Origin of the sequence: Streptomyces sp. OZ13 (genome assembly GCF_052068155.1) — a bacterium.
Lineage (GTDB): Bacteria > Actinomycetota > Actinomycetes > Streptomycetales > Streptomycetaceae > Streptomyces.
This window is the reverse complement of sequence record NZ_JBQHCZ010000015.1, coordinates 129,344-144,464: the sequence shown is the minus strand read 5'-3', so window position 1 is coordinate 144,464 and position 15,121 is coordinate 129,344. Positions and strand designations below refer to the sequence as shown.

Here is a 15,121-nt window from a genome sequence, read left to right as displayed (position 1 = left end):
GTCGGGCAGGTCTGACCGGTCCTGCCCGGGTGATGTGCCGGTAACAGCGGACGCAGCAAGCCTGTTCCCGTCCCTGCAGAGCGACGTTGATCGGCTGTGCGCGTGTCCGTGCCCGGCTCCCGCGGGAGTTTCGCGGCGGTCTCCTCGGTGCTACAGCGGGACGTGGATGTCGAGGACGGGTCCGACGGCACGAGGGGGTGAGGCGTCCAGACTCGCCAGGACGTGGAGCATTGGTACGTTCTGTGCAGCGACCGCCGCGGTCAAGGTGTGGTGGCCCGCCCGGCGGGCCACTTCGGCTGCGTGAGCGGCCAGGGCGGTGCCCAGCCCCTTGGACTGCCAGGCGTCCTCAACCAGAACGGCGAGCTCGCCCACCCCTTGCCGGTCGGTGCGCATCACGTTGGTCATGGCGATGATGTGGTCCATGCGCTGGGCGGGGGTGGTGACCAACGTGGTGCCGCGCTCCGGGTCGGACAACACGCGCCATCCGGCGGTAGAGAGCTGGGGTTTGCCGGCGTGGTAGCGCAGGGCACGGCTGCCTGGCGAGCAGCGGTGGTGCAGTGCCTGGATCGGTTCGAGATCGGCGGGCGTCAATTCGCGGGTCCGGGTGGCGGTGCCGTTGGTCAACGTGATCGGGTGCGCGGTGTCTTGGCCGACGTCGGGCATGCGCTGGTCTCCTGACAATGGCATACGTGACGGGCGTGCGAGCGGACCTCTCGGGCGGATGTCCGCTTCGGCACACGGACAGTCTTTTGCCACTCCCCACCCGACTCAAGGGGGGTTTGCGCCAACATGATTACGTTCCGCACTTATTACGTGACTCAGGGGAGTCAGTGGGTCAGAGGAGCGCAGCGGACAGTCACCGCTCGCCATGGCGGTGCCCTCACCGACCGTCCGTTGCCCGGGACGGGGGAAGCCCGGCTGGATCAACGGTGTTGAACAGGTGGCCAGCACCTCGGTGTGCCATCAGGTGCGCCCGGGCCCGCTCGAGGAACTCGCGCCATCGCGTTGACCGTGTGCCGGTCGCCGCCGTGGTACCAGCAGCAGGTCGCAGCGCCTGGTGGCGAACTGGGCCGCGGCCGACAGGCGATCGCCGGCCGGCATCGGCGAGGTTTCAGGGGGCCGGAGGGGTGTATCGCGCCGCAGGGATCGGGTCCGCCTCGTCCGGCTTTGGCTGCGGCCGTGTTCGCGGTGGGCTCGGTCGGCGACAGGATCGCTCCGTAGCGGACGGACCGCGTGCCGCTCGCGGTTGTCGGCCTTGTCGAACTTCGGCGGCCGCCACGGGGGTCGAGCTCCTTGCGGTTGCGGACCCGGCTTCTTCTGGGATCGTGCAGGCGATACGACGTCTGCGCGGGTATGCACGGTTCGCTCGAGAGCCGTATGCCTCATGGAACGTGAAGGACAGAACGCGTGCCCTGTTCCTCACCGGGCAGCAGGGCTCGTCCGGGGCTATTGCGGTGCGGGACGACGAGTCCGGTGTTGATGTAGGCGCCGTCGGCCAGCACGGTGACGCCCTCGCATCGGTCGGCAAGGCCGGAGTTCCGCCATGCCTTCGCATCGGCGGTGTTGCCCGGAACGGGCCGGGCCGCGGCGATCACGAGTCTCGGGGTCCGAGTAGGAACGGAACAGAAAATCGGTGCAGCCGTCAAATCTTTTGACGGGCCGTGAGGTGGGCTTCGGCTTCTGCGCTCACGAGGCCGCCTCTGCCTCCTGCTCGGCTTCCGCGAGTGCCCGGTACACCGAGGCGACCGAGGGGTGCTGGTCCTTGTTCTTGCCGGTCTTGATGGTGAGCTTCTTGGCGATCTCGGGGACGGGGATGCCCTTGTCCTTGAGCGCTTGGGCGAAGGTGAGCATGTCGTCGTCGATGACCTTGGGCCGTCCGCCGTGGTTGCCCTTCGACGCGGCGGACACCTGGCCTTCGAGGGTCTTCTCCCGGATGTAGTTGCGCTCGATCTGCGCGGCGGCCGCGAGGACGGCGAAGAACATGGCGCCCATGCCGTTGGGGTCGTGGATGCCGGTGAGCGGGCCGGTGAGGAGTTCGAGCTGGACGCCGGCCGCCTGGAGCTGGCCGGAGAGCGTCATCAGCTCGGCGGCATTCCGCGCAAGTCGCTTGAGCTCGTGGACGGTGAGGATGACCTCCTGGTCGGGGGCGGCCTCCTTGATGTCGTACGCCAGCTTCAGCGCCTTCTCCAGCTCCGGCCGCGTCTTGATCCTCGTGCTGATCTTCTCGGAGTAGACGCTCTTGCAGTCGGCGCGGGCGAGCGCGTCGAGCTGGGACTGCAGTTCCTGCGTCGCGGTCGAACAGCGGGCGTACCCGATCCTGATGGGTCTGGCCGGCGGAGCGGCGGGCATCTCCTCGACCGGCGGCCCCGGCTTCCACGTTCGTCCCGGGCCGCGGTCTTCGGGCACCAGGACTTCGAGTTCCTCGCGGAGTGCGGGCACGAGGATGAAGCGGGCGGTGTGGTACTTCGTGGTGGTCTTGCTGCCGCGGGTGCGGCACGGACTCCCGCCGGGCACCTCGCACTTGGGGCAGTCATGGCGTTCTACCGCATTTACGGCTTGATCGGGCGTCAGCTGCATGAGATCAGGCTCTCAGAAGTGCTTCGCAGAACGCCCGGGTTTTGACAGACGTTTTGCGAACGGCGACCTGCGGAAACGTGGTCGCTCCGGGGGCGTTCTCAGAACTCTCGCATCTGGTCATTTATGAGAGTGACGCTGCGTCGCATCTGTGACACTGCGGTGCGTGGAACTTGGTGGCAGCTTCGGGAGGGCCGGTCGGGACGGCATCCTCCCGTCGCCTGACTCGGGTGGGCGTGTCCGACCCTCGGTGGTGATCGAGGTGGACGCGCACCGGTTCACGTGTCTGATGCCGTGGCGTGCGGCGGCCGCATCCACTGCGGTTCGCTGCGAGGTGTCACTCGTTGTCACAGTTCGTATAGGGCTCCACGCGGCCGACGCTCTCCTTGAGGACGAGGTCGAGCAGTCCGGGGAACCGCTGGTCCAGGTCTTCCTTGCGCAGCGTGTTGATGCGGCGGGTGCCGACGTCGTGCTGCCGGATGAGGCCGGCCTCGCGAAGGACGCGGAAGTGGCGGGTGAGCACGGAGGCGGCGACCTCCCGGTTGAAGCCACTGCAGGCCAGGCCGGGCGAAGCGGCGAGTGTGACGACGATCGTGAGCCGGGTCTCGTCGGTCAGCGCGCTCATGATTCTGAAGAGGTCGAAGTCGTCCACGTCGGGGTGGATGAGCGGGGATGAGGTACGGCTGGCCATACGGGAAGGGTAACCCCGACCTCATGTTCGCGTTCATGCGTACATCGGGTTACAGTGAAGAGGTCGCGATGACTTTCCTCCGGCAATCCACCGCTTCACGTAGGGACACCCATGCCTGTCAACACTTCTGAGATTTCGACCGTTCCGTCGCTTTTCTCCCCCGTGACACTCGGCAAGATCGAGCTCGCCAACCGCGTCGTCATGGCACCGCTGACCCGGGTCCGCGCCGGTTCCTCCGGCATCCCCGGGGACCTGATGGTCGAGTACTACCGGCAGCGGGCGAGCGTCGGAATGATCATCACCGAGGGCACCTACCCCGACCACGCGTCGCAGGGGTATGTCGGCGAGCCGGGCATCGCCACCGACGAGCAGGCGGCCGGCTGGCAGCGGGTGTTCGAGGCGGTGCACGCCGAGGGCGGCCGCATAGTCCTGCAGATCATGCACGCCGGCCGCGGCACCCACCCCGACATCAACGGCGGCCGCCGCATCCTCGCCCCCAGCGCGATCGCCATCGACAATAAGACGTTCACCGAGAAGGGCGAGCAGCCCTACCCCGTACCGGAAGCGATGACCACCGCAGAGATCCGGGCAGCCCTGGAGGACTTCGTCGCCGCGGCACGCCGGGCCATCGAGGCGGGAGCGGACGGCGTGGAAATCCACGGTGCCAACGGCTACCTGCTCCAGGAGTTCCTCTCCCCGGCGGCCAACCAGCGCACCGATGGATACGGCGGCTCGCCGCAGAACCGCGCCCGCTTCGTCGTCGAGGTCGTCACGGCGGTCGCCCAGGCCGTCGGTGCCGAGCGGGTCGGGCTGCGGATCTCGCCGGAGGTCGACCTCGGGGACGTCTTCGAGACCGACCGGGACGACGTCCTGGCCACCTACGGCACCCTGGTGGACCAGCTGCGCCCGCTGGGCCTGGCCTACCTCTCCGTACTGCACGCCGAGCCGGGCGGCGACCTTGTACAGGAGCTGCGGCGGCGCTTCGACGGCAAGCTGATCGTCAACAACGGCTTCCTCGGGCAGACCACCCGCGAGGACGCGATGCAGCACATCGAGGCCGATCACGCCGACGCCGTGGTCGTGGGCCGGGCCCTCATCTCCAACCCCGACCTGGTCGAGCGCTGGCAGGGTGGCCACCCGGAGAACGAGCCGCGGCCGGAACTGTTCTACGGGCCGGGCGCCGAGGGCTACACCGACTATCCCTTCCTCGAAGCGGCTTGAGGCCCACGGTCGCGCCTGTCCATGCGGCAGCCCGATTCACACATGGACAGGCGCCCGACCGGCGACACTGTGCCCGCCCCTTTGAGCCTGCGGTCACACCGGCGGTCACCGGCTCGAGGACCGTCGGGTCCGTCAGGGTGTTGACGGTCCGCAGGTTCCTGGCCCGCTGAGCCGCGCCCGCCCCGCCTATCACATGGGGTGACGCTCTGGGATGGAATCGGGGATCACCTCACGCACCGTCAGCACGCCTGGCACCGTCGCGCGCGAATCACGCCGACGGATCAAGGAGCGGGCCGGTGCCCACCAACTTTCTGAGCGACGAACAACGCAGACGCTTCGGTCGCTTTACCGAGGACCCGGACGAGGGACAGCTCGCCGGGTCCTTTCTGCTGGATCAAACCGCCCGGCGCCGGGCGATGGCCGCCCGCGGTGCGCGGAACCGGATCGGCTGGGCCGTCCAGCTCGGCACCATCCGCTACCTGGGCACCTTCCTGGGGAACCCCGAACAGGTGCCCGTCGTGGTGGCCGGCTATGTCGCCGAGCAGCTAGGCCTGGACCCTGGGGAGCTCGCCGGGTACGGCACCGGCGAGGCCCGCTGGGACCACCAGGACCAGATCCGCAAGGAGTACGAGTACACGAAGTTCGAGTTCGACCAGTGGTTCACGCTCGCCCGCTGGATGTACCAGCGCGCCTGGATCGGCAACGAACGCCCCACCCTGCTGTTCGACCTCGCGACCAAACGCCTGGTGGACAAGAAGGTGGTGCTGCCCGGGGTCACCGTCCTGGAACGCCTGGTCTCCGGAACCCGCGAGCGAGCCGAGAAGCGCCTGTGGGCCACTCTCGCCGCAGCCCCGACCACTGAGCAGGCCGCCCGGCTGCAGCAGCTGGTCGTCGTGCCTGCGGGCAAGCGCCTGTCCGAGCTGGACCGGCTGCGCCGCTCGCCGCGCGACATCTCCGCGAGCGGGGTCGGCAAGGCCCTTGAGCGCTACGAATCCTTGCGCGCCTTCGGCGGCCATGCGTGGAACCTGGATGCGATACCGCCGGGACGGCTGCAGGCCCTGGTGCGGTTCGCCAAGGCCGCCCGCGCCCAGGCCGTCTCCGACCTCGCCGGTGACCGACGCCTGGCCACCCTGGTGGCGTTCGCCGCGGTCATGCCGCAGCTCGCCGCCGATGAGGCGATCGAGGTCTTCGACCTGGTGATGGGCGACATCATCCGCAGCTCCGCCACCAAGATGACCAAGCAGAGGCTGCGGACGCTGAAGGACCTGGACGCCGCGGCGATCGAGCTGCGCAAAGCGTGGCTCGCCATCTGCACCACGGCCGCCGACCCCGAGGGCGACGTACGCGCGATGCTCGACGCGATGGACGTCGGCCCCGTCCACGCCGCGGCCGACACCGTCAAGGTCCTGGCCCAGCAGCCCGACGACGGTGCTGAGCAGATGCTCGCCGCCCGCTACAACACGATCGCCCGCTTCCTGCCCGGCCTGCTCAAGACGTTCACGTTCGAGGCGGGCCCGGCGGGCGAGCCGGTGCTGGACGCGATCGGCTTCGTGAAGTCTCTCAAGGGCCGGCGCCGCCCCATCCAGGCTTGGGAGGTCCCCGCCAAGGTCCTCACCTCGGCCTGGCGGCGCCTGGTCTTCCCGCCCCCGCCGATGCCCGTGGGCAGCGTCGAGAAGCGCGCCCTGGTCGTCGCCTCCGCCGAGGCCCTGCGCTCGGCGCTGCACCGGCACGAGGTGTTCGTGCCGGGCCTGCGCAAGTGGGGCGACCCCAACGCCCGCCTGCTGAGAGATGCGGCGTGGGAGGCGGCCCGCGCCCGGGTCTGCGAGGAACTCGACCTCGACCCCAAGCCCGACAAGATCCTCAAAACCTGGACCGACCGGCTCGACAAGGCCCACCGGGAGTTCGCCGACGGTCTGGCCGCCAATCCCAACGTGCGCATCGAGCAGCAAGGAGGCCGCGACCGCATCATCCTCACCGGCCTGGACCGCCTGGACGAACCGGCCTCTCTGATCGACCTGAACAAGGAGATCGAGGCGCGGATGCCCGCCGTCGACCTGCCCGAGGTCGTGCTGGAGGTCAACTCCTGGGTTCCCTACCTGTCCGACTTCACCCATGTCTCCGAGTCCAACTCGCGTATGGACGACCTGGAGCTCTCCGTGGCCGCGGTCCTGACCAGCGAGGCCACCAACGTCGGTATCGAGCCGATCGTCCACGACGGCGTCGACGCCCTCAAGCGCGACCGGCTGTTCTGGGTCGAGCAGAACTACGTACGCGCGCATACCCTCTCGATGGCCAACGCCCGTCTGGTCGACTACCACACGCGTCTGCCGCTGGTGCAGGCGTGGGGCGGCGGGGAGCTGGCCTCCGCCGACGGGCTGCGCTTCGTCACCCCGATCCGCACCCTCAACTCCGGGCCGAACCCGAAGTACTTCGGCACCCGCCGACGCGGTGTGACGTTCTACAACTTCCTCTCGGACCAGTTCAGCGGCCTGCACGGAATCCTGATCCCCGGCACCCAGCGCGACTCCTTCTACATCCTCGACGGCCTCCTGGAGCAGGAGACCGCTCTGCGGCCGGTCGAGATCACCTCCGACACGCACGGCGCCACCGAGATCGTCTTCGGCCTCTTTCGCCTCATGGGCTACCAGTTTTCCCCGCGCCTCGCGGACGTCGGCAGCGCCACCCTCTACCGCGTCGACCCGGACGCCGACTACGGGCCGCTCAACCCGGTCACCCGCGACAAGATAAATGTCAAGCAGATCACCACCCACTGGGACGAGCTGCTCCGCCTCGCGGGCTCCCTGCACTCCGGCACCATCAAAGCCTCCGAGGTCCTGCGCGTCCTCGCACCCGGCGGCAAGCCCACCCCCACCGGCAAGGCCGTGATGGAACTCGGCCGGCTGGACCGCAGCGCGTACCTGTCCACGTACTTCACCGACGAACTGCTGCGGCGCCGAGTCAACACCCAGCTCAACCGGCAGGAATCCCGCCACGAACTCGCCCGGAAGATCTACCACGGGCAGAAGGGCGAGCTTAGGCAGTCCTACCGAGAGGGCCAGGAAGACCAGCTCGGGGCACTGGGCCTGATGCTCAACATCGTTGTCCTGTGGAACACGGTGTACTTCCAGAAGATCATTATCGAGATGAGGGCCGAGGGCATCCACGTCCGCGACGAGGACATCGCCCGCCTCTCACCGCTGAAGTTCGCTCACATCAACTTTCACGGCCGCTACAGCTTCGCCCTGCCAGCCGAGATCCAGGGCGGACAGCTCCGCTCCACCGCCAAGCCCGAGAAGACCACCACGGTCTAGGACGGCTCCCCGGCCGGCTCGTCCTCGTCCGCGGCCTGGGCGAGCCGGTAGCGGACCTTCTCGTGCGAGAGGCCCACCTGACCGCCGATCTGCCGCAGTCCCCAGCCCTCCGCCTTCGCCGCGGCCATGCCCTCATCCAGGGCCGCGTCCGTCACCTCGTCCAGCGCGGCCCGCAGCTGCACAAGCAGTCGCAGCCGGATGGCCGGGGCCAGTTCATCCAGCCCGGCACAGAACCGCGCCACGTCCGCCTTCAGGAAACCGATCGTCGGGTCGTCACTCATGGGCGCACCCTGACAGCCCACCTCACGAACCGTCAAAAGATTTGACGGCTACACCGGTTTTCTGTTCCGTTCCTACTCGGACCCCAGTCTCGTGTCAGCATCGATGATGACCTGCACGTTTGCCGAGAACCGGTAGTTGCGTGAGGACGCTCCGACCTTCCGGTCGCGGACCGGGATCAGGGTGCCGTCCACGATCCACAGCCGCTCGACCGCGCCGACTGGACGGGTGGCGGGCTCGATGGCCAGGAGCGGCCGCAGCCGCTGAATGACCCGGCACACCGTCGCCGGGGAGCAGCCGAACAGCGGCGCGAGTTGCCGCATGGCAGCCATACAAGGAAAATGCCCTTGTCACAGCCTTCTGCAACACGCTTTAGCTGAAGTTCTCGCGCCCGGGGACCGGTACGCCGTGCCGCGCGCTCCGCTCGGTGGTCCGTGGCTCGACGACCGGGGACACCGCCAGGGAGAAGGAGTGACCGGCCGGATCGGAGAAGACGCGTTCCTCGTGGGGCCCCCGCCGATTGTTGGTGTCGATCGGGCGGGCCCCCAGACCGACCGCCTCCCGCTCCGCCTCGTCCAGGTCGTCCCGGGCGACCAGGATGCGCAGGTGCGACTGCTGGGAGTCCTCCGGCCGGGGCCAGCTGGGCGGCGCGTAGCCGTGGTCGCGGCGCATCGCCAGGTGCACTCCATCGTGGCCGACGACCTCCACGAAGTCGGGATCGCTGCCGACGCGTACCTCCGCGCCGAACAATGCCGCGTAGAACTCCGCCAGTTCCGTCGGTTCGGCGGCGTCGAGGACGAGAACGCTGGTCTTCTGCGTGGTCATGCACTGCGGCTACCCCCTGCCGCGTCCGCCATACGGGATCGCCCAGGAACGGGGGTGAACGGTCCGTCATCCGGTGGCCATTGGTCCACTCCACTGACGCGCCGCAGGCCGGGGGACCGTCGCCGCGAAACTCCGCGACACGCCCTCTGACGTGCAAATACCGCTTCCCGAGGCATGATTGACGGATCGTCCGTGAGCCGATACCCATGGGGCGTGTCCCGCCCCTCGGGGCCCGTTCGCGCGTCACCCGTCACTGGAGGCCGCATTGCCAGGATCAGCTCCCGCACGTCCGAGAAGTGCCCGTCGTCGTGCGCTGACGGCAGGTGGCGCGGTGGCGTGCGCCGCCCTGCTGCTGCCGCTGCTGTCAGCCGGTCCGTCCGCGACCGCCGAGCGCGCTCCAGCGGATTCGATGCAGGGGACGTTCGCCGCCGCGGCAGCCGAGTACGGGGTGCCGGAGAGCGTGCTGCTCGGCGTCTCGTACCTCCAGTCCCGCTGGGACGCGCACGGCGGCGCGGCGAGTGTCACCGGCGGCTACGGTCCGATGCACCTGACGGACGCGAGGACCGCGATCGCCGAGGCGCCCCACCACTCGCACGGCGTCGAGGACGCTCGCGGGGACGACTCGCGCCCCGCACGTTCCGTCGTGGAGGCGGCCCTGCCCGATCCCGGCGAACTGCCGCCGCGGCTGCGGACGCTGGAGCGCGCGGCCGAAGTGTCGGGCCTCGGCGCGGACGAGTTGCGTGACAGTGCCGCGGCGAACGTGCGGGGTGGTGCGGCCCTGCTCGCGCAGGCCCAGCGGGAGCTGGGCGGCCCCGCGAGTGCGGACCCCGCGGACTGGTACGGCGCCGTGGCGCGGTACTCCGGCGCGGACGACGTGGCGACGGCGACGACGTACGCCGACGACGTCTTCGACGTCATCCGTACGGGGCAGTCCCGTACGACGGACAGCGGTCAGCGGGTGGAGCTCGAGCCGGACCCGGCCGTGTCACCGGACCGGACGCAGGTGCGGCGGCTGGGGCTGCGCACCGCCGACACGGGCCGCACGGAGTGCCCGCCGACGGTGGCCTGCGAGTGGATCCCGGCCCCGTACGAGGAGTTCGGCGACGGCGACTACGGCAACCACGACCAGGCCGGCCGCCCGGCCTCCCAGTCGGTGGACTACATCGTCGTCCATGACACGGAGGCATCCTGGGACACCACCCTGAAGCTGGTACAGGATCCTGAGTACGTGTCGTGGCAGTACTCGCTGCGCTCGTCCGACGGGCACATCGCGCAGCACGTGCCGCTCGAGGACGTCGCCTGGCACGCCGGCAACTGGTTCGTCAACGCCAAGTCGGTGGGTCTGGAGCACGAGGGTTTCCTGGTGTCCCCCGACGCCTGGTACACGGAGGCGATGTACCGCACGTCGGCGCGTCTGGTGCGGTACCTGGCCAAGCGGTACGACATTCCGCTGGACCGGCAGCACATCCTGGGTCACGACAACGTCCCGGGCACGACGACGGCGACGATCCGCGGGATGCACACCGACCCTGGGCCGTACTGGGACTGGGCGCACTACTTCCAACTGCTCGGCAGGCCGTTCACGCCGTCCGCGGGGCCGGACAGTTCCGTGGTCACGATCCGTCCCGAGTACGCGCGGCACCAGCCGCTGTACACCGGCTGCGTGACGGCCGGAGAGGCGTGCGCGCCGCACGGTTCGGGCGCGGTGCGGCTGCACACCGCGCCGAGCGAGAGCGCCCCACTGGTCAAGGACATCGGTCTGCGGCCGGGCGGGCAGGACTCGACGACCGGTGTGAACGACACGGGCGCACGTGCCTCGACGGGTCAGCAGTACGCGGTGGCCGAGCGCCGGGGCGACTGGACGGCGATCTGGTACCTCGGGCAGAAGGCCTGGTTCCACAACCCGCGGACACAGCCGGTGGCGGTGGGCGCGCGGGAGCAGGTGCTGACGCCGAAGGACGGTCTCGCCGATGTGCCGGTGTACGGCCGGGCGTATCCGGAGGCGTCGGCGTATCCGCCGGGGGTTCCGGTGCAGGCGGTCTCGCCGCTGCCGTACAAGCTGCTCGCGGGCCAGCGGTACGTGGTCGGTGACCGGGTCCCCGGGGAGTACCTGTACGCGACGACGTTCGACACGGCGGGCCACAAGGTGGTCCGGGGTGAAGAGATGTACTACGAGATCCAGTTCGGGCACCGCGTCGCCTTCGTGAAGGCGTCGGACGTGCGGGTGCTGGGCTAGCTCCCTTCGCCGGGCCGGGCCCCGGTCACGGCGAAGGCTCTGAAGGGTGGCGCCACCGGTCGTGGGGTCCGGTGGCGCCACCCGACACCGGGCCTCTCATGTGACTATTTGCCGGGGTGAGTGGCCCGTACGGGCGAGGGGTAGGCCTGGGCCGTCATGACCGTCCGCGCCTCGTGCGCGGCTGCTCTGAAAGGCCCTGGCGCACATGGCACAGCCCTTCGTCCTGCCGGACTTCTACGTCCCGTATCCGGCCCGCCTCAATCCGCACGTCGAGGAGGCACGGCGGCACACCAGGAAGTGGGCGCGGCGGACGGGAATGCTGGAGGGGTCCGGCATCTGGGAGGTGAGTGACCTCGAGGCCCACGACTATGCCCTGCTGTGCGCGTACACGCACCCGGACTGCGACGCGGAGACCCTGGGACTCGTCACCGACTGGTACGTGTGGGTCTTCTTCTTCGACGACCACTTCCTGGAGGTCTTCAAGCGCACCCAGGACCTGGCGGGCGGCAAGGCGTATCTGGACCGGTTGCCGGCCTTCATGCCGATGGACCTGTCCCGGGGGACACCGGAGCCGACGAATCCGGTCGAGGCGGGTCTCGCCGACCTGTGGAAGCGGACGGTGCCGAGCATGTCCCCCGCCTGGCGGGCCCGTTTCGCCGAGTCCACGAAGAATCTGCTCAACGAGTCGATGTGGGAGCTGGCCAACATCGACGCCGGCCGGGTCGCCAACCCGGTCGAGTACATCGAGATGCGCCGCAAGGTCGGCGGCGCCCCCTGGTCCGCGGGCCTGGTGGAGTACGCGGCGCGGGCGGAGGTGCCGGAAGCGGTCGCCACGACGCGTCCGTTGCGGGTGCTGCGCGACTCGTTCTCCGACGCGGTGCACTTGCGCAACGATCTCTTCTCGTACCAGCGTGAAGTGGAGGACGAGGGCGAGAACAGCAACGGCGTGCTGGTGCTGGAGCGCTTCCTGGGCTGTACGACGCAGGAGGCGGCGGACGCGGTGAACGACCTGCTGACCTCGCGGGTCCAGCAGTTCGAGAACACCGCGCTCACCGAGGTGCCCGCGTTGTGCGTGGACAAGCGCCTCACTCCGCAGGAGTGCACCGCGATCGCGGCCTACACCAAGGGTCTTCAGGACTGGCAGTCCGGCGGTCACGAATGGCATCTGCGCTCCAGCCGGTACATGAACGAGGGCGTGGGCGAGGCGGTCGGACCGTCGTCCGTCGCCGGGGTGCGGGGGACGTCGGCTCTCGACATCCGCACGCTGTTCGGCCGTCCGACGGCGGCACGGCTGCGCTCCCTGTCGCACCGGCCGCGACCGGTGGGGCCGTCCCTGCTCCCCGACTTCGCCCTGCCGTTCCCCCTCACTCTGAGTCCGCACCTGGACGATGCCCGCCGGAAGTCGGTCGACTGGGCCGGGCGCATGGGCCTGCTGAACGACATCTGGTACGAGGCCAAGCTCAAGGGCTTCGACCTGGCGCTGTGCGCGGCGGGGCTCGACCCCGACGCCACGCAGGAGGAACTGGAACTGAACGCGGAGTGGCTGACATGGGGGACGTACGGCGACGACTACTACCCGGTGGTCTTCGGCGCGCCCCGTGATCTTGTCGGGGCCAGGCTCCTGAACGACCGGCTGAAGGCCTGCATGCCGGTGGACGACCCGGAGGCCGGGGCCGCCGTCGCGGTGGCCCCCATGGAGCGCAGCCTCGCCGATCTGTGGGCGCGTACCGCAGGGCCGATGCCGGCGGACGCCCGCGGGGCCCTGCGCGCGGCGGTGGACGTCATGCTGGACAGCTGGCTGTGGGAGCTGCACAACCAGGCGCAGCACCGGGTCCCCGATCCGGTCGACTACATCGAGACGCGCCGTCTCACGTTCGGTTCGGACCTGACGATGAGCCTGTGCCGGCTGCGCCACGAGGGTGAGTTGCCGGCCGGGCTCTGTGCGAGCGGTCCGGTACGCGCTCTCGAGAACGCGGCCATGGACTACGCCTGCTTGCTCAACGACCTGTTCTCGTACCAGAAGGAGATCGAGTACGAGGGCGAGATCCACAACGCGGTTCTGGTGGTGCAGACGTTCTTCGACTGCGACTACCCCACGGCCTTCGCGATGACGGCGGATCTGATGTCCTCCCGGCTGGAGCAGTTCCTCCATGCGAAGGAGTGTGAACTGCCCGTGATGTGCGACGAGTTCGGTCTCGACGAGAACGGCAGGGCGGCGCTCGCCTCGTATGCGCGCGAGCTCGAGGACTGGCTCGCCGGCATCCTCAACTGGCACCGGAAGGTGCGGCGTTACAAGGAGGAGGATCTTCGCGGCGGCGCTGCCCCGTGGCGGCTGGGTGCGTCCACGGGGTTCGGCACGTCCGCCGCCCGGATCTCGTTGCCGGCCCAGCGGTCGGCGGTCAGGGTGTAGCGAGGGGATCAGGGGGTCGCGCGACCGATGTGCCGGTGCACATGACAGAACTGCCCGGGCCGGGGCCCGGGCAGCAGGTCTCGGAGGGGCGGTCGGGCGGTCAGCCCTGCTGGAACAGCTCCGCGGGCAGCGGCTTGAGCAGCGCGTAGAGATCGTCGGTGATGGGCCGGTCCCAGCTGGCGATCGTGACGAGCACATTGTCGCTGCGGTCGAACTGGACGCAGGAGATGCGGCTTTCCGACAGCTTCAGACGCCGGACGATCAGCAGGTTGTCCCCCTGCATGACCGGAGTGTCCTCGACACCGGTGACGTGGACCGGCTCGTCGTTCTCCAGCGCGATGAGGAGCTGGCCGACCTCGAAGGGGATCTCCCCCTCCTCCACCTCACGGGCGGGCGACCCCTCGGGCAGGTTGCCGATGATCATCGCGGGTCCGCGGCCGCCGAACAGGTCGTAGCGCAGGAAGACCCCCTGGCAGCTGCCGTCCGGCGCGGGCAGCAGGCCGGCGCCCAGATTTCCGGGCCAGTCGCCCGGGTCCATGGCCAGGACATCGAAGTCCGGGCCCGCGGGTGTGGCGGCGCTGCGGCGGCGGAGGAAGGACATACCCGCAATGGTACGGGTACGGACCGACCCGGCCGAGCCGGGGCGCGGCGGCGTTGAACGCCCCGGCCGCCGCCCCCGTATCCCTGTGCGCACCGGTACCCGTGTGTGCCGATGCCTGTGAGGAGCAGCGTCCCGCGAGATTCCGTACCGACGTGAGGATCAGTCCATGAACGACCGCACCACTCCTCCCCTGCAAGCCCTTCCCGACGGCGAGGCGGAGCTACGGCTGGTGGTCCGCCTCCATTGGGAGGACGTCGCCGCGCTCGGGCAGGAGGCGGGGCGTCTGGCCGCCCAGATGCAGCGGCCCGTGAGCCTGGACGAGGCGGCCGGGCATCGGTTGCGTACCCGCTCCGCCGTCCACGCCAAGCCCACGACGGCGTCCGCGTCCGGGTCCGCGCCGGCCGGGAGCGCGGCGCATCTGCCTGCGCCCACGTCCGTCTCCTCGCTCACCGCCCGTACGCCCGGTGAGCATGCGCGGCAGGCCATCGAGAAGATCAACGGCACTGCGGGACTCGGCCGTGACGTGACGCAGACGCCCGCGTGAGCCGTGCCGTCGCTTCCCTCTCCCAGGCCGGCGGGAGGGGGCGCGGCGCCGCGCACCGGCGGGGTCGGCCGTCGGTGGTGGCGTCAGGTGAGGTCGAACTCGCCGTCCCGTGCGTTCAGCACGAAGGCACGCCACTCGGCCGGTGTGAAGATCAGCGACGGGTTCTCCGGGCGGCCGCCGTTACGCATCGCGATGAACCCTTCGACGAACGCGATCTGCACGTCCCCGGCCCCCTGCGTCCCTGACCGCCAGTCCGCGTTGCTCAGGTCCAGGTCCGGCTTCTCCCACCCGGAAAACATGTGCGTGGTGGTAGTGGTGGTGCTCTCGGCCACGTTCTGCTCCTCCCGCGTCGTCTCCCGGGTCAGCCTAGCGACGACACCCCGTCACGGACAGGGTGCCGCACGTGACGGTCCGCCCGGATCGCCGATG

Annotated in this window: 12 protein-coding genes and 2 pseudogenes; 5 read left to right on the top strand and 9 right to left on the bottom strand. The window is 69.5% G+C overall.

The window, feature by feature from the left end; genetic code table 11:
* Window positions 1-150: 150 nt before the first annotated feature.
* The 4 genes and pseudogenes from ACTMTU_RS28185 to ACTMTU_RS28170 all read right to left on the bottom strand — a co-directional run bounded on the left by ACTMTU_RS28185 (window position 151) and on the right by ACTMTU_RS28170 (window position 3,265).
* Window positions 151-663: an N-acetyltransferase family protein gene (locus ACTMTU_RS28185; RefSeq protein ID WP_441266261.1), complete on the bottom strand. Its 513-nt coding sequence runs from the start codon at window positions 661-663 to the stop codon at window positions 151-153.
* Between the two features lie 752 nt (window positions 664-1,415).
* Window positions 1,416-1,601 (bottom strand): annotated as a pseudogene (locus ACTMTU_RS28180) (IS5/IS1182 family transposase); the annotation flags it as partial.
* 85 nt (window positions 1,602-1,686) lie between these two features.
* Window positions 1,687-2,577: a recombinase family protein gene (locus ACTMTU_RS28175; protein ID WP_441266260.1), complete on the bottom strand. Its 891-nt coding sequence runs from the start codon at window positions 2,575-2,577 to the stop codon at window positions 1,687-1,689.
* Window positions 2,578-2,911: 334 nt separating this feature from the next.
* Window positions 2,912-3,265, bottom strand: coding sequence for an ArsR/SmtB family transcription factor (locus tag ACTMTU_RS28170; protein WP_441266259.1), 354 nt, complete (start codon window positions 3,263-3,265; stop codon window positions 2,912-2,914).
* Between the two features lie 111 nt (window positions 3,266-3,376).
* On the opposite strand from ACTMTU_RS28170, the gene ACTMTU_RS28165 reads away from it, so the two are divergent.
* Window positions 3,377-4,486 carry an alkene reductase gene (locus ACTMTU_RS28165; protein ID WP_441266258.1) on the top strand — a complete coding sequence of 370 codons (1,110 nt, stop codon included), beginning with the start codon at window positions 3,377-3,379 and terminating at the stop codon, window positions 4,484-4,486.
* A gap of 296 nt (window positions 4,487-4,782) precedes the next feature.
* Window positions 4,783-7,797 carry a Tn3 family transposase gene (locus tag ACTMTU_RS28160; RefSeq protein ID WP_441266257.1) on the top strand — a complete coding sequence of 1,005 codons (3,015 nt, stop codon included), beginning with the start codon at window positions 4,783-4,785 and terminating at the stop codon, window positions 7,795-7,797.
* On the opposite strand, the gene ACTMTU_RS28155 is transcribed toward ACTMTU_RS28160, so the two are convergent.
* The 3 genes and pseudogenes from ACTMTU_RS28155 to ACTMTU_RS28145 all read right to left on the bottom strand — a co-directional run bounded on the left by ACTMTU_RS28155 (window position 7,794) and on the right by ACTMTU_RS28145 (window position 8,901).
* On the bottom strand, window positions 7,794-8,078 hold the full coding sequence (locus ACTMTU_RS28155; protein ID WP_441266256.1) for a hypothetical protein: 285 nt from the start codon (window positions 8,076-8,078) through the stop codon (window positions 7,794-7,796). The genes ACTMTU_RS28160 and ACTMTU_RS28155 overlap by 4 nt on opposite strands.
* Window positions 8,079-8,162: 84 nt before the next feature.
* A pseudogene (locus ACTMTU_RS28150) lies at window positions 8,163-8,399 on the bottom strand (IS5/IS1182 family transposase); the annotation flags it as partial.
* 49 nt (window positions 8,400-8,448) lie between these two features.
* Window positions 8,449-8,901 (bottom strand): VOC family protein, encoded by a 453-nt coding sequence (locus ACTMTU_RS28145; protein WP_441266255.1) that lies wholly within the window; start codon window positions 8,899-8,901, stop codon window positions 8,449-8,451.
* 313 nt (window positions 8,902-9,214) lie between these two features.
* Between ACTMTU_RS28145 and ACTMTU_RS28140 the strand changes: the two genes are divergently transcribed.
* Window positions 9,215-11,137 (top strand): N-acetylmuramoyl-L-alanine amidase, encoded by a 1,923-nt coding sequence (locus tag ACTMTU_RS28140; RefSeq protein ID WP_441266332.1) that lies wholly within the window; start codon window positions 9,215-9,217, stop codon window positions 11,135-11,137.
* 205 nt (window positions 11,138-11,342) lie between these two features.
* Complete coding sequence (locus tag ACTMTU_RS28135) at window positions 11,343-13,547, top strand: terpene synthase family protein (RefSeq protein WP_441266254.1); 2,205 nt, start codon at window positions 11,343-11,345, stop codon at window positions 13,545-13,547.
* A gap of 100 nt (window positions 13,548-13,647) precedes the next feature.
* On the opposite strand, the gene ACTMTU_RS28130 is transcribed toward ACTMTU_RS28135, so the two are convergent.
* Window positions 13,648-14,148, bottom strand: coding sequence for a hypothetical protein (locus tag ACTMTU_RS28130; protein ID WP_005321401.1), 501 nt, complete (start codon window positions 14,146-14,148; stop codon window positions 13,648-13,650).
* Window positions 14,149-14,314: 166 nt separating this feature from the next.
* Here ACTMTU_RS28130 and ACTMTU_RS28125 point away from each other — a divergent pair, with 166 nt between their 5' ends.
* Window positions 14,315-14,692, top strand: coding sequence for a hypothetical protein (locus ACTMTU_RS28125; RefSeq protein ID WP_441266253.1), 378 nt, complete (start codon window positions 14,315-14,317; stop codon window positions 14,690-14,692).
* A gap of 83 nt (window positions 14,693-14,775) precedes the next feature.
* Here the strand turns inward: ACTMTU_RS28125 and ACTMTU_RS28120 are convergent, their stop codons facing one another.
* Entirely contained in the window at window positions 14,776-14,991 is a 216-nt protein-coding gene (locus ACTMTU_RS28120; RefSeq protein WP_441266331.1) for a DUF397 domain-containing protein, read from the bottom strand.
* Window positions 14,992-15,121 lie beyond the last annotated feature (130 nt).